This is a genomic window from Pseudomonas sp. TE6288 (genome assembly GCF_054062095.1).
Genome location: NZ_JBSSEW010000039.1, coordinates 1 through 19,924, shown reverse-complemented (window position 1 = coordinate 19,924; position 19,924 = coordinate 1). Strand labels below are relative to the sequence as shown.

Below are 19,924 nucleotides of genomic sequence, written 5' to 3'. Positions count from 1 at the left end.
GGTAGTGTGGGGTTTCCCCATGTGAGAGTAGGTCATCGTCAAGATTCATTTCGCAAAACCCCTATCTGCGCGAGCAGGTAGGGGTTTTGTCTTTGGGCTTTTGGAAAGCCTGCGCCCGCTCTCACCGCAAGCCCGCAATTTTCTTCGCCTCAGTTTCCCAGCTCTCATACGATTGCCAACACAATAATGGCAAAATGACATGTCTAGCCTTGTGGCTTAAGATCATCGAGAAGTCACAGGCATCTCGCGCGACTGTCACCAAAGGGTTAGGTCTTTGATATGGCTAAGTTTTCAGAGTCGGATAACGGGCACAGTCATTTTGTTTTCTTCAGTGAGTATGAAGAAGAGGACTTTGATGCGTTTGTTGAGCATGTGTTGACCGCGTTGAATGTTCGCGAGATGGGGCGTGAGGAAGGGCCGTATTCCACGTTGGTTATGACGGAGTACCAAGGGCATAAGCTGGTGCTGACGAGTGGTTCGTTTGAAGGGTGTTTCATATCAATGGATCAGGGAGTGGCTTGGTTGGCGAAGGAAATAATCGGGCGGGTATGATTTGGGTGCGGTATGGCATCATTTTCACGCGGCCCATCACGCAGCCTGCCGCCACGAAAGGCCGCTTCAGGATTTATGCTGGCCCGCATGCAAACGTTAATCTGGACGTGTGAATGAAACCCTTTGACGACCTGGTGGCCGAGGCCTGTGCGGCAGATGTGACTGGCTGGGGTTTCGATTGGCTGGCAGGTCGCGCCTCTGAGCAGCGCCCGCCTTGGTGCTATGCCCAGCTCCTTGCGCAGCGCCTGGCGGGTGTACGCTCAGCCCTGGATCTCGATACCGGCGGCGGGGAGGTTCTGGGTGAGGTTGCGCGCTTTGCGCCCCTCATGTGCGCCACGGAAGCCTGGCCACCCAACGCTCGCAAGGCCCACGAGCGCCTGGGGCCACGCGGCGTTGAAGTCATCGAGGTAGCCCCCGGCACAGCGCTCCCATTCGCCGACGCCTCGTTCGAGCTGGTCACCTCACGCCACCCGGTGAATCCCGACTGGCACGAGATCCATCGCGTCCTCCGACCTGGTGGACATTACTTCGCCCAGCACGTAGGCCCAGCCTCGGCTTTCGAGCTGATCGAGCATTTTCTGGGGCCGTTGCCACGTGAGCGGCAAATGCGCGAGCCGCGGGATGAGGTAGCAGTAGCGCAGGCAGCCGGGCTGACGGTGACTGACCTACGGACAGCCCGTTGCCGCATGCTGTTCCATGATGTAGGCGCAGTCGTATGGATTCTTCGCAAATGCGTATGGTGGGTGCCAGACTTCTCTGTGCACCAGTACCGCGCTGAGCTTCTGGCCCTGGATAACCAGATGCGCCAGGGGGAGCCCTTCATAGCGCATTCCACCCGTCATCTCATCGAAGCGAGGCGTTGAGCTGAGATAAACGGTGGGTACAAAGAAGAAGCCCTAGCGCGCGTTGTTTGGGGATCGGTGGGCCGGGGTAATTTGAAACAAGTCGGTATCTATTTGTTTTTTCTAGTTAATATTTTCTGAGTCAACTTGCTTGGAATACCAGTTGGAACGCAGCGTGATCTGGATTCCGATGGAAGGTGCTTTTTGAGCACTTTTTTGTGCGGCAGCTAACAGATTGGCACCGGAAAATATCCAACACAGTAATCCATGCGCCCTTGGCACCAATCGGACAGCTAGCTGAAGACATACAGGCCTTCAGCACATCTTGGATAAATACCGTCCGGTCATCCTGTCAATGGGGGCGCAGAGGCAGCCGAGGGTTTTGCCGGCGACCTTCAGTGGCTGGTAGAACATCAGCGTCACGGCATCGTGGAAGCGTGACGACGACGGGCCGATCTGCAAGGTTAGCGATGAAAGGGGACAGATTTATATCTTGCGTTCCGGTATTCGATCAACACCGGAACGTGGGTAGGCATGGGGGCAGGATCAATTCGGCTTGGCTACCGTCGCGGCATCCTTGCTTAATACAGGAGCGGCTACATGCACCTTGGCCTCGGACAACGCAATACAGCGATGTGCGTAGCTGCCGATTTCTTTCAAAGCGATATTTCGGTAGCTAGCGGGACAGATCAACAACGTATCGCCGAAGCGGAACTGACGAAACGCCCTGACGCTGTACAAACCATTCGGCCCCTCGTAGCTCTCCAATTGCCACGGGTCGCTACTGAATACCTCCTTCGGATAATCCTTTTCGTTCAACACATAGCTCAGCTCGGTATTGTCCCTGATTTTGATCAGATTGGCGGCGGAATAGACCCACAGGTCCAAGAGTGCCGGCAACAGCATGGAATTGACGAAGATGCACCCGAGTAGCACCAGTGCGGCTCGGCCGGTGCGCTGCATCGCATTCCCGTTTGTCAAATAAAAGACGAGGACTGGCGCTAGGTAGAGGCACATTATCAATAAGCAGAGAGCGATAGCCCCGAATGCCTCTTCGTCGCTCTCTCCGCCTCGCCACGTCATGATGGCTAGCTGGGCGGGCATGACTCCACTCACCGAAGTAAACGCTAGCAGCGTACCTAGCCAGCCAACGAGGGCTGTGTAATAGAGTTTGCGATGCGAGGGTTTGCGGGGGCCAGGCGGCAGCTCCAGTACTTTGTTGTGCAGGGGCGCATCGCGGCGAAGCAGAACTATCACGGCACAAGCTGCAGCGACTACGACGATAGGGAAGAAGTAGCCTGGGGCCATGGTGTGATCAAAGAGGGACCCCAGCAGGTTGAGCGATAGCAGTAGGTAGCCCCCGCCTACGATGAGGCCAAAGCGTAAGGCGAGCCTCTTTTCCAGCTCTCTGTCGACGGTGCATACAGACATGCTCAACGTGAAGACCAAAGACGGCACCGATACGATGAGCAGCAGCGACGCGAGTATCAGCAGGCTGAAGAATAACCAGGCGACGAGGTTTGAAGGGTTACCTAACGAACTCAGGATCAACTCGGGGTGATGGATTACCCAGAGGTACTTGGTGAGGAGTGAGATTGAGATAAGCGTTGAAACTACCGGCAGCCACCATTTGATATCGGCGAGGAGTTTGAATAGTGCTTGCCGGGGGCTGCTGGAGGCGGAGGAGTCGGGCGGTGAAGCGGGGGATGGGCTTTGCGGGATGGTTGTGGGCGGAGATACGGCTGTCATGAGTGTGTGTTTCTTCCTAGTTTTCGTGGTTATGGGATGCAACGAGCGCGTTGAATCAGTCGTAGAGCCAAGGTTTCAGCGCGTTCAAGTTGGCGATCACGACCTGCTGCGCTTCTGGCTTAGGGTCCAGGTTCTTGGGGTCGATTTGATAGCGTTGCAGCACATACTTGACCAGCGCTTGCCGGCTCGGGATCTCCAGCCGGCCATTCAGCATGCCGTAGTCACCCTCTATGATCGCCTTCTGCGCGGCATCGAGCCGCGGGTCAGGCTCCAGGATCACCGATACCTCAGTGTTCCATACTGTATCGCCTTCGATGCCGTTGCCATTGCCATCCAGCAGGTCTGGCTTGCCGCGAATGCGGCTGAGCACGAAGTCGCGGTAAGCGCTGTTTTTCTCGCAGTAGGCTCGAACGTGCCAGCGCATGCCGGTATGAATCAGAGTGTGCGGTTCGATCAAGCGAATCTCAGGTTCGGGGTTGGCCAGCGAAACGTATTCCACCTCTAGTCGCAACCCTTCCCGGCAAGCCCGCAAAAGGGGCCGAAGCACCTCAGGCTGAATGCTGCGATCGGGAACTTGCAACATCAATGTATGCGCATAGGCCAGCTTCAGCCCTTCGATATGCGGGGCTCGTTCATTGTTCTGGGCAAGCATATCGAGGTAGGCGCTGGCGCTGAGGTCGATGAAGCGTGGTTTGAAGTGCGACGTAGGTACGTAGCCTTTGATCCGCTTGTCATATGTCAAGTTTCTTGACGCATGCTCGCTGATGTAAGTGTTGATGTCTTTAGACGCTTGCTGGCGGCTGATGCCAAAGCTCTGCATCAGGTGGCCCGTGGTCAGCCGGCCTTCCCACCAGGCAACGGTCTCGATCAGACGATAGCGAAGTGCCAGGTCCCAGCGTACCTGCTCAATGGATTGCTTGCGTTTCATACCCTCTCCATGTGCGCGATTACTTTACCTGTATAAGTCTACATTCTAGACGTGTAGATTTTCATTACATATCTTCGATTTGTCTTCGGAATACATCGGGGGCAGCAAAGGATATGAGCATGACTATGTCGGAAGTGGTTGCGACAGGGGCCTTGGTGGCGATGGGGATCATCCTGCTGGTGCTGATTCAGCAGGCTTTGAAGCTCGGCGAACTTGGGAAAAAGGTCGAGCACTGCCAGAGAGACCTCCGCTGGCTACAGATTTGGGAAATGGAAAACCGCGAGCTGCGGTCAGCGTTGCGCGCAGAGCGGGAGCATGTTGCGCAGCTGCAGCGCAAGCTGGTGATTCTGCAGGACCTGGCTTCTGGTGAAGGGTGTTAAGGGACGATATGAACAGAATTGAACGGATCAGCGGCTGCCTGCTGGGGGGAGCCGTCGGAGATGCGCTGGGCTCTCCCGTGGAGTTGCTTGAGTGGCCTGTGATCGAGGCCAGGTTCGGGCTGCAGGGCTCCATTGATTTTGCCCCGGCGTTTGGCATCACCGGTGCGATCAGCGACGCTACCCAGATGATGCTATTTACCGCAGAAGGCTTGCTGCGGGCTTATGTGCTAGGGAGTTCGCGGCAGGCATGTCATGTGCCCAGCATTATTCATCATGCGCTGCTGCGTTGGCTGACAACCCAGGATTACCCCTCGGTGATACCGGTCGCCACAGATGGTTGGCTGATCCGGGAAATGGCGCTCTGGTCGCGTCGTGCGCCAGACATAACCTGCATGAGTGCGCTCAAGGTCAGTGGACGGTTGGGTATGGTTGCCGAAAACAACAGCAAGGGCTGCGGTGCCTTGGTACGTGTTGCACCCTGTGCATTCTTCGCCCATGCATTTGACTACGCCTCGCAGTCCGGGCGCCTGACGCACGGGCACCCGACAGGTTACCTGGCGGCTGGGCTGTTCGCAGACATTCTGCAGTGTGTTGTCGGTCGACAAGATAGCTTGGAGCACGCTGTGACGCAGAGTTTGGCCAGGTATGGGCAAGTACCTGGTATCGAGGAAACGCGCAGCCTCGTCGAGCGAGTGATGTTCTTCTTTTACGAGGGGTACACACCTAGCCCTCAACGGATAGACGATTTTGCCGGTGGTTGGGGCGCTGAACAGGTGCTGGCGATTGGGCTGTGGTGTGCGTTGACTGCGCGGTCATTTGAAGACGGGGTGATTGCGGCGGTTAATCACAGTGGTGACAGCAGCAGTACAGGGCTGGTTGTCGGGCACTTGCTGGGAGCGCAGTATGGTGTTGCCGCTATTCCTGACCGGTGGCTTGAGCGCCTGGAACTGCGTCAGGTGATTGCGCAGGTCGCTGAAGATGTCGAGCGCGTTCCGCGGGAGTATTGCGGGGTTGGTGGGGAGTTTGACCAGCATATTGAATACGCCTATCCCGGTAGTTGAGCGTATTGCTGATAATGAGTTTGGGCAGGGACCTAGGAGCTTTAAAATGCCGATCAAACCCAGGCCCTTCACTTTTGAATGTGAAGGTTGTGGTTGGACGAAAACAGTGGCGCCGCGTAGTGATGCCATGGTACCGGGGGAGTGGATTGATCAGTGCCCGAAGTGCGGGGGTAAAGCGCTGAAGATGCGCGCCGCGGGGTGGTTCGAGGGGGCGTTGGCGGAGTTGTTGGCGCAGCGGCGATTTTGATTGGGGGGCTATATCGCCCGTGTGATCGAGTAGAGTAAAGGCCAGGGTTTTGTACCCTGGCGTTAATGGCTTGCCAATTGGCAGGCCTGGATTGGTGGCAGCTTTCCTTATGCAGCAGGCAATGTTCCGGTTGTTTCGCTGCTAGCGAGCATCTGCAACTGTTTACATCCTGCCTCATTTATTCTGACGAACACTTCCCACGTCATTTCTTGCTGATAGTGGTTTGCGTACTGCAGATCTACACGGCAAATGTCCGGACGTTCGTCATAGATGCGGCACCCTTTATTCAATTCATCCAGATGCCGGCATACCCCATCGCCGCGATCCATCGCGGCGGTTTGCGGGAGCAAGTGAACGCGCCGGCAACATTCCATGCACCGGCTGCAGGCGAAAGCCTGATGGGTGTCAGGCATACTCATCCATGGCAGCGAGGCATTGAACCAGACGCTCGCGATCTTCGCTGAGGCGGCGCTGATTCTGGTTGAGACTGCCTCGCAGGCTTTGCAGTTTTTCCTTGATCTCTGCGAAGCTGGCTTTCAGGTGCATCTCGACCATGCCGTTCAAGGATTGCGAGAACTCCCAAGCCGTCTCTTCGCCAAAAGCCTGAATGGCCTGGTCGCGACGCTCGCGCTCCTGGGCTTCTCGCTGGGCTTGCTCATTCAATCGCTGCTGCTCAGGGTCGCCCGCAAAAGCCGAATACAGCGTGCTGCCAACCTGGAAGGCAACGCCGATGACCGGGATGACCTTACCGACAATCTGTTCAGCAACTTTACCCATCGTGGCAGGGCCAATACCTTTGAACAGGGTAGGCAACCACTCTTTGCCAACTTTCATAACGCTGATTACGTGTTCGGCTTTCAGCATGCTGCCCGCTTGGCGTACACCCGACTCGAGCAGGGACATATCGATACCAAGCGATGCAGGAAGCTGGTCTGCATGAGCTGCTTGGGCTTCAAGGTTCGGCGTCGCTTGGCCAGCGTAGGACTGAGGTTGCACGCGGACCTCCCGAATGACTTCGTCGAGCATTTCGGATGCGTCCAGGCCCAGGCGGGAGAGCTCGGCTTCAAGCTCTGTGCAGACCTCGTGATTGGCTTGACCAATGAGCTGCTCGATCTTGCCTTGAGCGCCCTCGCTGTTCAGGTGCAGTGCATTCACTGTGCTCTTGCTGATAAAAGCGGCCTTGGCTTCTATCAGCGATTTCAAACCACGGTGGATATCGATTTCGCGACGAGCGATTTCTGCGTAGAAGGTATCCAGACGCTTGATCGAGGCCTGATCCTGCTGTTCATCCAATACGTCCACAGTTTCCTGGATGAAACTGCTCAGTTCAGTGGCGACCCGTGCAACGATAGCCTTTTGTTCGACCGATCCGAAGAATTTGGCCAGCGCGCTCTCGAATTTCGGGAAGCCGGAGCTGTTCAGCAGGTTCTGCTTGTTCTCCAGTTTTGCCTTGAGCGCAGTGCGGGCATTGACCTCGACGATCGGAATATGATCCAGCACTCGCTGAGTGCCAGCTTTTAGCTGGATACGCTGGCGCAGTTCATCTTTGACACGCTCCAGGTCGATCGGGTCGAAACGGTTCTTGCAGTTGAGCACCAGGAAGATCATCTTCCCTGCGAGCACCAACTCCAGCAGCACATCGAGAGTCTTCTCTTCCTCGACGACGCCCAGCGGGTTGACCACGAAAATTACGACATCCGACTGGATCAGCTGTTCACGAGTGATTTCCTCGTGCTCGAGTGGAGCGTCGATACCGGGAGTATCGAGCACTTCGAAATCGCCCCAGCGATAGCCTTGTACGCGAGCGGTTTCGGGTACATCAGCCACCGCGGCCAGTTCCTGGCCGAGCAGGGCATTGATCAATGTGCTTTTACCCGCGTTGTAAACGCCATAAACCATTATGGTTGCGCCGGGCTGGGTTTTTTTTGCCCTGCTTAACTCACGAATACTGGCGATCGCGTTCGGGTTGTAGGTTTCACACAGGGCATCTACTTCGTCATAGAGACCCAGCAACTGCGTCATTGGACCTGGTCTTGTCATTGCAAAGTGCTCGTTTCAAGGGTACTAAATGCCTGGCGCAGGCGCTGCATTTCGATAGTCAAAACCTGACAGTATTCAAGCATCGAGTTTCGCAGTGGCTGATAAATGCCCTGCACCTGTTCGTTGAGGTAGGCGGGTAGCGCATTCGCGTATTGTTCGATAGCGATCTGGCGCTGTTCTTCCAGATTGTCGCCGACGACCACATTGTGTTTTGCGAAAATGGCTTCTGCGCTTCGCCCGATCATGCTGGCAGCACTGCCCAGCGACGCCCCGGCTGCCGCGCCTGCCGGGCCGCCGACGAAGAAGCCGGCGATGCCACCGACCACAGCCCCAGCCGTACCCCAGGCCGTTTTGGTGCTGCTTCGTGTACCACTCATGTATTCCTTTTCGACCGTGACTTCTCGGTAATCCGGAATGGCACCAAGACGGCTCGTGTCGAAGGCACGCTTCAGAGCATTCTGCTGAGTTTCACCAATGGTTTGCATGGCCTCGCTGGTCAGCTGGCCGACAACCTTGCCCAGCTGTTCTTGAAGCTGGGCCTGGACGTTGGCCGGACGAGGGCCGTTGAACAGTTGATTGACGAAGCTGCGCATCTCAGTGGTGCCTTTCTGGCCCAGCGTACGCAGTACTCGGTCAACCGCCTGGTCCTGAACTTGAATTTGTTGCTCAAAAGACTCGGTCAGCTCTTTGATAAGACCCAGGTCTTCGTTGGTTTCCCCCACGGCTTTGCGCAGATTGTTAAGCGGCGTGTTCAGTTTCAGCTGCAGGCCCTGGCCTTGAGACAGGGTCTTGAGTGTCTGGAACAGCGTCCCCAAGCCACTTTCCTGCAAGTGCGAAGGGTGCTTTTCAGCAAAGCGGGTAGAGAGTGGCAGTATGCTGATTTTCTCCACAGCATCATGCTGCATCGCCGCCAGGTTGCCAGAGACTTCCTTGATCTGGCGCTGCTGAGTTTCCTTGGACTTCATCAGCACTTCGGTGATGAGTTGCCCATCGTCATCTTCATCTTCTTCGGTGATATCGCTGCCGGTCAGCAGAACCATCAGCGAGCGTTGGCCGCTCAACAGGGCGCTGACTTCGCTCATGTCGGAGCTTCGGGCCGGGGCCTGCGAACTCATGGTATAGAGGATCAAGTCCGCTTGATCGACATACTTGCGCGCAAGGTCACCATTCGCGGAATTTGTCGAATGCAGCCCGGGGGAATCCACCCAGGTGAACCCCGGCAACTTGAAGCCCTGGATCGAGCTGGTGGCTTCGGTGGCGCCGACTCTGAACTGCTCCGTGCGGCAAGCTTCGCCTTCCTCATCGCCGCTGGCGACATTGGTACGGTCATGGGAGAAGTAAACGGGTTTCAGGGCGGTCTGATTTTTCAGTTCAGCAGAGGGGGCGCTATGCCCCCAGGCCACATAGTTACCCAGCGAGCTCTTGCCCGACTTGACCTTACCGTAGACGAACACCAGCAACGAGTCGTTGAAAGTTTCGCGAAACTCAGCGCCCTTCGCGCGTACCTGTGCGCGTTTTTCCCAGACGGTGAATTGATCCGTCAAGCGCTGGGCCAGCTGGGCTGCGCCCTTTCCAAGCGGGTTTCGCTCGCTGACTGTGGCAGCCATGCGTTCTGTGTTATGACGCATCTGCGCCACAAAGCCCGTGCGCAGCGTATCGAAGCGCTGCTGAGTCTGCGCAAAGTCCTGTTTCTTGCTGGAAAATTGCCCCTGCAATTGCTGAAAGACCTGCATCAACTCATCGCGATTAACAGTGCTCATGGAAGACTACGCCTGGGGAAGAAGTTGACGTTTGAGTTGCTGTAGCCGGTCGATGCGTTCCTGCGCGACTTGCGCCTGGGCGAGTGCGGCATGATCGCAGGCAGTCGCGTCGGCAGGTGCAGTCACGGTTTCAAGCAGGTTCAGGCCTTGCATGAAGTGGATAATGTGCCCACCTTCGATCGCTGGGGACGCCTGAAGAATGGCTTTGACGGTCTTTCCATAATTCGACGTTGAAGACGCGGTACTGCGTATGTGTTGTTCGAGCTGATCCCCCGTCACGCCTTCGAGCGTCAATCTGGCCATTTTGCTCAAGCCTTCGGATACAGTGTTGTGTTTGTCGGACGAGGAGGTCAGCGCTGAGGCAGCCCCCCTGAGCTCGGCTTTGAGCTGTTCACGCCGCTCTCCCGCAAGCGACTGCACTCGAGCCTTCAGGTTCTCGCGCTCGCGTTGGCGCTTGGCTTCCTGCTCCTGTTGGAGCCGCTCGCTGTCGTCGTAGGTCGTCGTGCTGCTCGAAGAGGAAGGGCTGTCGTCAGAAACAGCTTTGGCAATGGCGGTTACGGCAGCGACTGCCGCAACGCCGATCAACCAGGGTAGAGGCATTGCAAGTCTCCTTACTTAAATGCTGTCGAGTTTTTTGCGCGCTTTCTGCATGTCGGACGTATGGGTTTTGAACGTCCGCCGAGCGCCGTCGATGAGCTCAACGAACGTTTTGGCTTTCACCACATAGGGCTGAGTTATCTGCTCGATCAGCTTCACTTCCTGTGCTATTGCAAGGTCGATGCGTTCGCAAAGGTCGAGTGCTCGACGCGCTAGCCGCTTTTGCCAGGCTGACTCAAGCGAGTGAGCGAGCTTTTTCGAAAGTGCCTGCAGGTGCTGCTCCAATTGCGGAATTCCGCTTTTGGTGCACAACCCTTCCTTGTTCTTCTCGACACCACTTTTGAAGCGAGTGCTGGAGATGGCAAAGCATTCGGGCATGGTGCCTAGATGGATCAGGGCCTGACGTTCGATCGTTTCTTTTACCTGGGCCAGGTCCGCGTCCTGAAGCTTGTCCAGTTGGCTGATTACCAGCACTACGCGCTCTCCGACATCCTCACCGTATGCATTGCGCAGCTGGTCGAGCAGGGCCACTTCTTCCGCATCCAGCTCGCCTGGCGGGGCGTGAACAAAAAGTACGACATCAGCTTTATCAAGACCTTCGTTTGCCTGCTGCGTATCGTCTGCATCGATACCCAGGCCCGGGGTATCGACAAGCACATAGTTATTGAGCTCCAGTGCTTGATTGGTCCGGGTAGTGCGGATGTCACCTGTTTGGAAATGCTCATCGCAGGCATGCCCGCTCAGCATGTTGAGCAGAGAGCTTTTGCCCGCTTTCACAAGGCCCCAGGCGGCAATGCGAGGCTTGGTTGGGGCGGCGTCGCTGCGCTGGCTGGCGAATAGTTGGTATTCCGACTCCAGCGCCATGATGTGTTGTGTTCGATCCATCAGTCTGCGTCTCCTGTCGCATCACTGTCCAAGCAGCGCATCTTTGCGCTACAAAAATCAGGGCAAAGCGAATGATGTCATATGGCCACAAATTATGGCGCGTCGGCTGACCCCTTTGAAGTGTTATCGGGCGATTTGCTGAATCCCTTAGCGTCAACCTGAAGCCTGGCTCGAGGGGATTGTAGAGTCCTATCATCGAATGGTGGCATTATGATGCACCCATCATGCGGCTTCCGCGTGGAGTAGCTCGCGCTGCTTTGCGCGCTCAAAACGATGTCTGGAATTCTTGCAGGCCAGATGGGCGTGCGTTGCGCAAACGTTGGGAGGAATACTGAGCCGGGCATTTCTGCCTGCCAAGCAGAGTTGGCCTGGTTATGCAGCCAATGGACAGGAGCTGAGGATAATGGTGTTTGTTATTGGTATTGTCATCGCATTGATCGGCTTTGCGATGATGTCCCGTCCTTTCAAGATTGGGTTCGCCCTCTATTTGGCCTCCGTGGTTTATTACATCTGCCTGTATGCTGGTAATGGGGAGTTGGAGGAGGTGTCCACTGCACTTTCACTCGTTTCTGGGACCGTCGCTCTTTTGGTCATCGGGGCAGTGCTGGGTGGGATACGGTCAAGCGCCGGCAGTGAGGCGGAGTACATCGCTAAACGCAAGCGTGTCTGGATTTTCTTGCTGAAATTTGGTGGTGCTTACGTTGTGTTTACCCAGTTGCTGACAGTTGCATTGTTTCTGGGCGGCGGGGGCCGCTCCTGGGAGCACTGGACCACAGCAGGGCTCATGGTAAAGTTGATGCCGTACAAGTGGGTTGGTTTTATGCTGATGTTGGGTGGGTATTACTGGCTAAAAGGAAAATCCAAAACGCAACGGTCCCTACGCACTTGAGCAGGTGATGGAAGGTTAAACAGGCAAGCACCACGCTGGCGAGTGACTGAAAGTTTCCTGTTCAGGGCAGGCAAAAAGTACAGGCTTGGGATCTTGGAAAATCCCAGGCCTGTACTGCGCAGCCCGCAGCTGTTCAGTGGCCGCGTCTCACACTGCTTGTGAGGCTTCTGCGTAGTGTGGGTCATAGTCCTTGGCGGGTTTTACGGTTACCTCAATCACATCGGCGCCATACTTGTGCGCCAGAAAGCGCTCCCGGTAGAGATAGAAGGCCGCGTCGCAGACTTTCATGGTGAAGTAGGCGTTGAAACCGCCGCCTACAGCTGCACCCACGGCGGGAATTGTTTGTGCGAGCTTGGCTTTTGTAAGGCGAATACCTAAGGCTTTGGCAATTTCCTGGATGATCTTGACAAAAACGCTTTTTTCCAATTCCTGCCATGTTGCTTTCTTTGCAACGTCCTGAGAAATCTTGATCAGCTGAGCCATGGCGAGCGCCTTGGAGCTGTCGGTGGGAGAGGAGGCAAGGCCAAGCACGTTGAAGGCAAACAGTCGTTCTTCCTGACGTGAGGTATCAAAACCGTAGTAGGCAGCATATTCGCCGATTGCCCGTAGGTTGAGTGTAATCAACGCTGGGATGTCGACTGCCAGCCCAGCAATACCCACGGCACCTGCTCCAGCGCCCTCTACCAGAGCGATGCCTTTGTATTTGGCTCCGAGGAAGCCAACTACCTTATCGATTTGTTCCAGATCCAGATCGTGGATGTCTTTATGGGCCTTGACCGTGCTGTGCCCATCGCCACGAAACTCTTCGAAAATTGCTTCTGGTCTCACGCTCCACTGGGCCGCGTCATGGCATACGCTGGTCAAACCCTCGATAGCGCCCTGAATCGCAGGGCCGATGCCAGGTGCCTTGAACAGGAGGTCGCCTGCTTTGTCCAGTGGCTGGTTGATCACCTTCAGAGCTTGGCCGAACCAGCCAATGTCAGGCTCTTTCCAGCTGTGAATCTCCTTGAGTGCGTGCTTCTCGTATTTGCTCAGCGTTTGCATGCGAGGTCCTTGGTGATGAATCAATCGTCGATGATCTCAAAATGACATTGTGCATTGAACAACTTGGTTTTTGTTGTCGATTTAACGAGGTGAACACAGTTGTGCGCAGGAAGCGGTGCCGAGCAGCCGCTGGCGAATGGCCGGGCCAGTGGTTGACGGCCTTCATGCAGCCCATGTAACTCGCTTCATGGCGAGCAACCATGCCGTTGGCTACCAGTGCCATCGTCAAGCTGGCGTTGTCGCAAGCTCCATCGGGATCCCCGTGGCGGAAGTACACCGCCGCTCCGGCCTCATTCACCCGGCACTGATGTGGAGAGGGACAATTGCGGCATTGCATTCATCAGGTTCAAGGGAGCGTCCGAGGCAGGGCAAGCTTGGATACGTGCTTTCGCGGCTTGCTACGAAATAAACGACAGCGGCGAATGACGGCTAATTGCCTTGTGGTTGTCGAGCATCGGATGCTGTGCAGGTGCACAGGGTGTTAACGAGATCAACCTGGGAGATTGGGGCCGCTTGCTGGTCCCTTGAGGGGGGGGCTATATCGAGAACTGCCCCTGTGGGACTGGCCGTTTTCTGCCGATGGAATCTGGACGCAGAGAGGGTGCTTTGTAGGTGAGATGGCCGAGGACATGGTGGATCACGAGCAGGGTAATCTGAATTAAGTCAGTAACATGTTGATTAGTCGTGGGGATTCCATTTCGTATTATAAGCTGGAATATCGATACCATGACAAGAATTCCTTGCCTGCCGATATCTAGTTCGGTTTCCTACTCTAGGGCGCCCCTGATCCAATCGCGGTCACTGAGCTAAACGACTACTGGATAGCATGCATCACCCCGCAATGTGTCCAGGTTATCTAGCATCAGCAGAATGATGGCCGGAACCAGCTTGCGGATCAGGTTGGCGCAGTCGCGCAGTTGATCTTGGTTGACGCTGCTGTTCCAAGTGCCAAGCTATGCATGATGTGCGTATTAAAATTTTACAGTTCAGTGGGCTAATTGCCGCAGGCGCTAGAAACCGTCTGGCCAAGGCACTCAAACCTGCTCCAATTGTTTACCTGTATGAACAGACAACATGGACGGGGTCTGTCATTTTGCTTAGGGTATGGCCATTCGATATTGTCCGCAGGCGGCTGGCGTGAAGCGTGGTGGGTTCCTGGCACATTCGGAAGTAGAGACGTTCGTTGCGTTGTATGCCGCCGGCTTGCCAGCTCTCACTGCCATGCTGGGCTTCAGGCCAGCAAGCTAGACCCAGGCGGTCTGATGGTTGATGTAGGGCGATGCTCCTTGAGCCGGCGTAGTGCTTCAACTCGGTACGCCTGCTCTTAGCAGAAAATGACAATGGGCACGGTCGCTCGAACAAAATTATAGGAGCAAGGATTTTGGCGGTAGATCTGAAGGATGACGCAACTCTCAAGGCAGCCTGCGAAGCGGTGTTGGTTCACCATCGTGAATTGCCTTGGTATCAAAACTGGCTGACTAACCTGTCGAAGTTTCTTCGGATGGTGCAAGACACCAGTCAGGCCGAGTTTTGTAGCCCCGCGTTTCAGGAGCAGCTCTGGGAGAGTGAGGTGATCACTACGACGGGTATGGGGACTGTCAATGTGTCCGAAGTAATCATCAATCCCGATGTTGCCAAACTCCTTTGGGGTGTCCGCACTTCGCTTGAAACTGTCGACGCTCCTCTACGTGGCCAGGCTCTCAAGAAAAGCTGGCACGATTTAAATCAGCTAGTCGCCCCACCTCTTGTCCAGCGTAATCCTCGGCTAAAAAAATATCGTCTATTCGCTGCGCTGTTCCCTACGGAACTGACCACGATTGCCCACTACCCGAAATTGCGAACACTGGCGTCATTGTTAGGTGTGGGAGGAGAGCGTGATCTTTCTCTGCATCAGCTTGTGCTTTTGCGCCTGGAGGAAGTATTGGGTGAGCGAGTCGAGGGGCTGAGCACGCCGGCTCTGGAGCGCATGACCCTGCCTTGGCTGCTCTACATGAAATACATACAGGAGCAAGAAGCCGAAGCGACAGAAATCGCTGATCCGAGTACAGGCGAGGAGCGCCTGAACCCTTTGCCCGCTGAACGTCGCCGCCGCGGCATGCTGGCCATCGGAGGTGGGGTTGCGACAGTAAGAACCATCATCGAGTTTGCCAAAGAGGGGTGCAAACGAGAGGACTTGCTTGAGCACATGCGCTCAATCAACCCAAGTCACGCCACGTCGACCATCCGAACCCAACTCAATTCGCTGATTGCTGAATGGGGTGTACTGCGCGCCCATGGCGATGAGATCAACCTGACTCCGCGAGGTGAAGGGTTGTTGGAAACAGGCGAGCCTGATGAGGTATCGGACTGGTTGCTCACGCGCGTGCTTGGGTTCGATCATATGCTCTATGCATTGCGCAGCGGCCCGATCGCTGTCAGTACGATGAATGAAACTTTGAGGAAGGTTAATTCAGGGTGGACGAGTGATCGAGCGCTGACCAGCCTGACGTTTTGGCTACGTTCCCTGCAATTGGTCGAAACCAGAGCGGATAAGCTGTTGCACCTGACCGAGCTCGGCAAAACTTGGGCAGCGCAAATTTACTGGGAACCTGAATCGCTCCCGCCGGAGGCTGGGGCTGTTTCAGCCAGTGTAATGCCATCCGCTAGTGGGACGACGCCATTCGAGCGGCCCTCGTTGAAAACCATCCAGCACAGTTTTCCCGAAAATATCTCTTTCCCTATTGGACTGGTTGCACGCTTGGACGCCGGACTTTGGAGCCATCCACGTCGTCACTTCGCTGTGCTCACGGGGCTTAGCGGTGCCGGTAAAACAGTATTGGCGAGAGGATATGCGCTTGCGCTGCACGAAGGGCAAACCAACCCTTCGGAGGGATTGCTCACCGTCCCGGTCCAGCCAGGCTGGCATGACCCTTCCTGCTTGCTGGGTTACGTTAATCCGCTGGATAGCGAAAGCTATGTGCGCACGGCTTTTATCGATTTCCTGCTCAAAGCCAATGCTGACTCTGAGCGACCCTATACCGTCGTGCTGGACGAAATGAACCTGTCCCATCCGGAGCAGTATTTGGCGCCACTGCTTTCCGCGATGGAAACGGGTGGCCACATCGAGCTCCATGCCCAGGAAAACGATATCAATGGTGTGCCAGCGACCATCACATACCCGAGCAATCTGGTGATCATTGGCACTGTGAATATGGATGAGACAACGCATGGCCTGAGCGACAAGGTTCTTGATCGGGCGGCGGTCATTGAGTTTTGGGACATCGATGTCGACGCTTTCCCCGGATGGGAGACAAGTGTGTTGTCTGAGGTACAAATCACCAAGGTGCGTGACACGCTCAGGGGGCTAGTCAAAGCGTTGCGCCCTGCACGCCTACATTTTGGCTGGCGCACCATTCACGATGTCATTGGCTACGTTGAGCAGGCTGAGCGCGGCGGTGTGATTGACTTCGACGAAGCGCTGGACCAAGCCGTCTACGCTAAAGTCCTTCCTAAACTGCGTGGCGAAGACACGCCTCGGGTACAGGCGGCTTTCGCAGACAGCCGAACTCTGCTGCGGGATATGAAGCTGGAGGATTCGGCAACCAAAATTGCCGAATTGCAGGATGACTTACGTTCTCTCGGTTCCGCTCGGTTCTGGCGCTGAGAAATGTCGATTATCCGATGCATCGACAATCAAGGCTGCTCGTTCGAGGTCGCCCCTGAAACGCTGGCTTCTGGGTTTATGGAGCGTGGTACCTATTATTTCGAGATTATCCCAGAGGCGCGTTTTTTTGTTGATGATGAGCCGTTGAAGATCTTACGCCATCAAGCATTCGATGCGTGGCGATGGGAGCCAGGTTTCTACGCGGGCAAAGTCGTAGCTGAGTTGGTCGATGCCAGTGGCAGGGTCACCGCGACCTATCACTTCGATGTAGCGCCAGACCAAAACAAGCTCGGCGAGGTTTCGTTTGCCGCAATGCTCGACGAACTTCTTGCTTTCGATACGCGGTTACTACTGGGTAGCGAATACGCCCAGTTGGAGGTCGGTCGTGAAGGTCGAGCCAGTAACCCGCATCTCCAGTATGCCCGGCTGAAGCGTTATGGTCCGACGTTGTTGTCGGCCCTCGCCGAGGTCTTGCGCAAACCGCTGACAAGGTTACACCGAGACCGCACATTACGGCCTGCGCACCAATTACGTCGTATTGATCAAAAGACTGTGCGTCGTGCTATGCAAGACCCTGCAGCGACTGCGTTGCTCTACAACCTCGAGCGAGCCAGTGACAATGGTGATGTGCTGCAGTTTGATGTGCCAACGGTATTCGAGGACCTGGATAACCCGGCCAATCAAGCGCTGGGTGTTGTCCTGGGGGAAGTTCTACGACGCAGTCGTCACGTCATTACCGCCTTGCAAAAGATCGTTGATGGGGAGAGGGACACTGGAGCCCGGTCCGCGTTAGCGCCTCGGCTTGGTCGGCGAATTGAGTTCCTCGAAGGCTTGCACAGTGACTTACGAAAAATTCAACGTAGGGAACCGTTCCGCTCCCTGCGTCAGCCTCGAATTTCAGCTGCCGGACTCAATGCGATTTCCGCTCACCCTGCTTACGCTCGAGCTTATCGTCATGGTTGGTATGTGCTGCGCCCGGGCATCGACGGCAGTAGTGAGGGAGAGCGCTTGTGGATAAGCCCGACATGGGAAATTTACGAGCGTTGGTGCTACCTCCAGGTTGTGACGTTGATGAAGTCGATCTATCCCAATCTGCAATGGCGAGCTTCTTGGCCCGGTGCAAGCCTGGATCACATACGATTTACGGGACGAGATATCGACACGCAGGTCGAGGTATTGCTACAGCTACGTTGCCCAGCGTTCGACCGGCCAGCTAACAACGGTTTTTCAAGCATTTCCGGTGAGCGCAAGCCCGACATTGTCGTAACCGTGGAAAGTCCAGCGGAAAGCTTGTTCATCGTAATGGATGCCAAGTACCGGGTTGATCGCGAATGGGTATTGGATGGCATGGAGTCTGCGCATTTGTATCGGGATTGCCTACGCTGGAAGGATCAAAAACCAGATTTATCTATATTGCTAGTGCCTCGTGCTGGAGGTGCCCCTCTGTTGGAGACGGCGGCCTATCAGAAGGCCAATGGTGTTGGCGTCGCAGTGCTTAGCGTTGAACATTACGGATTGCAGGCGGTGCTAAAACCCTTTGTAAGGGGCTGCCCGGATCCAGCATCATCAGAGCCTCCTATCGCAGCTACTCTTTAACTTTAGGACTGAAGCTGTTGCAAAACTGATAAAGGAAGTACGATGAAATCAATTGTTTCTAAAGCTGAAGCCGAGCTAGAGTTGGCACTTATGCAGGCCGAGAGTGACTCCATGACCAGCAGCGATCTCTATATCTGGCTGAGGGAGTGCGGGTTGCCGCCGGAAATTGCCATACGAATCAAAGATCTGGTCAATGTGACTAAGCGTATTGGTGATAAGGTGGTTTCCATCGGCAAATTAATCGTCATGAAACTGCGCGACTTCATAACAGCTCATAAGGGTTTGGTTATTGGCAGCCTTTTGGGTGCTGCTATTGCTTCGCTGGTGTCTGCACTACCGTTGCTCGGTTCGTTACTGGCACCCTTAGGTACTCTGCTTGGCCTGACGTTCGTGGTCACCGGTTATCAGCAGGATAAGTACGAGGCAGGTGGTGCTGTGAGGTTGCTGGAGGTCCCGCAGAACTTGATCGAGATCGCTCAGGTTTACTTTGAAGTGTTCATCGAGACTCTCCAGGCCGTGATGACTGAACTGACATCGGTGAAAACTTCGTGACTCGGCAATCGAAGGTCAGCAAAAAACAGCTGCTCAAGGTTATCGCTGAGCTCGAGCGGGCGCCCCAAGACCGTGTGCGTATTCTGGGCGAAGTGGGCATCAGCACACTCGGTCTAGGGCTCGGCGCCGCTGCCGCTGGCACGGTGGCGGGTATCGCCGGTGTGACCAGCATCCCAGTCCTCACAACTGCCGCCAGCTGGGTAGGCGTCACTGCTGTCGTAGCGACGCCTCTAGGTTGGTCACTGGGTGCTGCGGCAGCCGGTGGTGCCTTGGCCTATGGGGTCTCACGCTGGATTCGTAACGGTGCGATGTCCGAGGGGCGCAAGCGTGAATTGCTAGTGCAATTTCGGGAGCGATTGATTGAAATGGAAGCTAAGGAGCGTGCCGCCGGAGTATCGCAAGAGGATAAGTCCGCATTTATTTCATCACTCCGAGAAGTGATCGAGAAAGATGTCATAAGCGTGGATAGGGCCTTTGGACTGATTGAAGCAGTCGAAGTCGGGAGAATCACGGTACCTGATGGCTATCGGCTTGTTAATGGGCTTTTGCAGAGGTAGCTATCAGGACGCGCTGCGCTGTACTAGCCGCGTGCTGAATGCACTGAGGGCGCGTAATGAATTACGAGCTCCGGAGACGGCGCTGCTTAACATTGAGCGTGAGTCCAATAGCGCTGATCGAGTGGCTTGCAGACGCTATGGTGCGATTGAGGTGAGCGTCGCCGGGTGAAGTGGTGATTTGTCGAGCCTCTTGCTACTTAAGGCTATCAGTCTATCGACTCTTCCTTCCGACCATTGCGCTGAAAGGCGTGGTTTTCACATAATTTAGGTGGACACCATCCTCTAACCACCAATGTGAATGTAATTTGCGGCCTCAGTGCGGTACTTACGGCACAAGTACACGGCGAATTTATCATCCCAATACTGGCACTTTGCTCGTGCTGCAGGCATGCTTTGCCCAATCTGCTAGCAAGTAGGGCTGACGCAAAGGAGCGCGAGCGTGGGGTTGGAGAAGAAGGTTAGAGAAGCGCAACTGAGTGTGCTGATCAAATATGGTGTTCTGGCTGATTTTTGGTTCTTCACGGATTGCCGGGAAAGTCATACTTGATCTTCATGAAAAAGAATTCGCTGTCCCGGTAGCCGTAAGCCATCCGCTTGATCAC

At 55.4% G+C, this 19,924-nt stretch carries 16 protein-coding genes; 9 read left to right on the top strand and 7 right to left on the bottom strand.

Going from position 1 to position 19,924, the window contains the following annotated elements; translation table 11 throughout:
- Positions 1-279: 279 nt before the first annotated feature.
- Positions 280-552: a hypothetical protein gene (locus ACVWY1_RS25530; protein WP_457378922.1), complete on the top strand. Its 273-nt coding sequence runs from the start codon at positions 280-282 to the stop codon at positions 550-552.
- Between the two features lie 113 nt (positions 553-665).
- On the top strand, positions 666-1,415 hold the full coding sequence (locus ACVWY1_RS25525) for a class I SAM-dependent methyltransferase (RefSeq protein ID WP_457378921.1): 750 nt from the start codon (positions 666-668) through the stop codon (positions 1,413-1,415).
- Between the two features lie 525 nt (positions 1,416-1,940).
- Here ACVWY1_RS25525 and ACVWY1_RS25520 read toward each other — a convergent pair.
- Positions 1,941-3,143, bottom strand: a complete 1,203-nt coding sequence (locus ACVWY1_RS25520; RefSeq protein WP_457378920.1) for a hypothetical protein — start codon at positions 3,141-3,143, stop codon at positions 1,941-1,943.
- A gap of 55 nt (positions 3,144-3,198) precedes the next feature.
- Positions 3,199-4,071: a helix-turn-helix transcriptional regulator gene (locus tag ACVWY1_RS25515; protein ID WP_254286877.1), complete on the bottom strand. Its 873-nt coding sequence runs from the start codon at positions 4,069-4,071 to the stop codon at positions 3,199-3,201.
- 119 nt (positions 4,072-4,190) lie between these two features.
- On the opposite strand from ACVWY1_RS25515, the gene ACVWY1_RS25510 reads away from it, so the two are divergent.
- Together ACVWY1_RS25510 and ACVWY1_RS25505 are read left to right on the top strand one after the other, a co-directional pair.
- Positions 4,191-4,451 (top strand): hypothetical protein, encoded by a 261-nt coding sequence (locus ACVWY1_RS25510; protein WP_254286876.1) that lies wholly within the window; start codon positions 4,191-4,193, stop codon positions 4,449-4,451.
- A gap of 8 nt (positions 4,452-4,459) precedes the next feature.
- Positions 4,460-5,512, top strand: coding sequence for an ADP-ribosylglycohydrolase family protein (locus ACVWY1_RS25505; RefSeq protein WP_457378919.1), 1,053 nt, complete (start codon positions 4,460-4,462; stop codon positions 5,510-5,512).
- Between the two features lie 652 nt (positions 5,513-6,164).
- Here ACVWY1_RS25505 and ACVWY1_RS25500 read toward each other — a convergent pair.
- The 4 genes from ACVWY1_RS25500 to ACVWY1_RS25485 are packed head-to-tail and all read right to left on the bottom strand — an operon-like array spanning position 6,165 to position 11,041.
- Positions 6,165-7,781, bottom strand: coding sequence for a GTPase (locus tag ACVWY1_RS25500; RefSeq protein WP_457378918.1), 1,617 nt, complete (start codon positions 7,779-7,781; stop codon positions 6,165-6,167).
- 14 nt (positions 7,782-7,795) lie between these two features.
- Positions 7,796-9,559, bottom strand: a complete 1,764-nt coding sequence (locus tag ACVWY1_RS25495) for a dynamin family protein (protein WP_457378917.1) — start codon at positions 9,557-9,559, stop codon at positions 7,796-7,798.
- A gap of 6 nt (positions 9,560-9,565) precedes the next feature.
- Positions 9,566-10,159 carry a hypothetical protein gene (locus tag ACVWY1_RS25490; RefSeq protein WP_457378916.1) on the bottom strand — a complete coding sequence of 198 codons (594 nt, stop codon included), beginning with the start codon at positions 10,157-10,159 and terminating at the stop codon, positions 9,566-9,568.
- Positions 10,160-10,174: 15 nt separating this feature from the next.
- A complete protein-coding gene (locus tag ACVWY1_RS25485) occupies positions 10,175-11,041 on the bottom strand; it encodes a GTPase (RefSeq protein ID WP_457378915.1) in 867 nt (288 codons plus the stop codon).
- Between the two features lie 403 nt (positions 11,042-11,444).
- On the opposite strand from ACVWY1_RS25485, the gene ACVWY1_RS25480 reads away from it, so the two are divergent.
- Entirely contained in the window at positions 11,445-11,930 is a 486-nt protein-coding gene (locus tag ACVWY1_RS25480; RefSeq protein ID WP_196182922.1) for a hypothetical protein, read from the top strand.
- A gap of 147 nt (positions 11,931-12,077) precedes the next feature.
- Here the strand turns inward: ACVWY1_RS25480 and ACVWY1_RS25475 are convergent, their stop codons facing one another.
- The gene (locus ACVWY1_RS25475) at positions 12,078-12,974 is read right to left on the bottom strand and encodes an EcsC family protein (protein ID WP_196182923.1); all 897 of its coding nucleotides are present in this window, start codon (positions 12,972-12,974) and stop codon (positions 12,078-12,080) included.
- Positions 12,975-14,355: 1,381 nt separating this feature from the next.
- Here ACVWY1_RS25475 and ACVWY1_RS25470 point away from each other — a divergent pair.
- The 4 genes from ACVWY1_RS25470 to ACVWY1_RS25455 are packed head-to-tail and all read left to right on the top strand — an operon-like array spanning position 14,356 to position 19,322.
- Positions 14,356-16,617: an McrB family protein gene (locus tag ACVWY1_RS25470; protein ID WP_457378914.1), complete on the top strand. Its 2,262-nt coding sequence runs from the start codon at positions 14,356-14,358 to the stop codon at positions 16,615-16,617.
- 3 nt (positions 16,618-16,620) lie between these two features.
- On the top strand, positions 16,621-18,213 hold the full coding sequence (locus tag ACVWY1_RS25465; RefSeq protein WP_254287210.1) for a DUF2357 domain-containing protein: 1,593 nt from the start codon (positions 16,621-16,623) through the stop codon (positions 18,211-18,213).
- Positions 18,214-18,255: 42 nt separating this feature from the next.
- Positions 18,256-18,765: a hypothetical protein gene (locus ACVWY1_RS25460; protein WP_254287211.1), complete on the top strand. Its 510-nt coding sequence runs from the start codon at positions 18,256-18,258 to the stop codon at positions 18,763-18,765.
- The gene (locus ACVWY1_RS25455) at positions 18,762-19,322 is read left to right on the top strand and encodes a hypothetical protein (RefSeq protein WP_457378913.1); all 561 of its coding nucleotides are present in this window, start codon (positions 18,762-18,764) and stop codon (positions 19,320-19,322) included. Before ACVWY1_RS25460 ends, ACVWY1_RS25455 begins: the two co-directional genes overlap by 4 nt.
- Positions 19,323-19,924 lie beyond the last annotated feature (602 nt).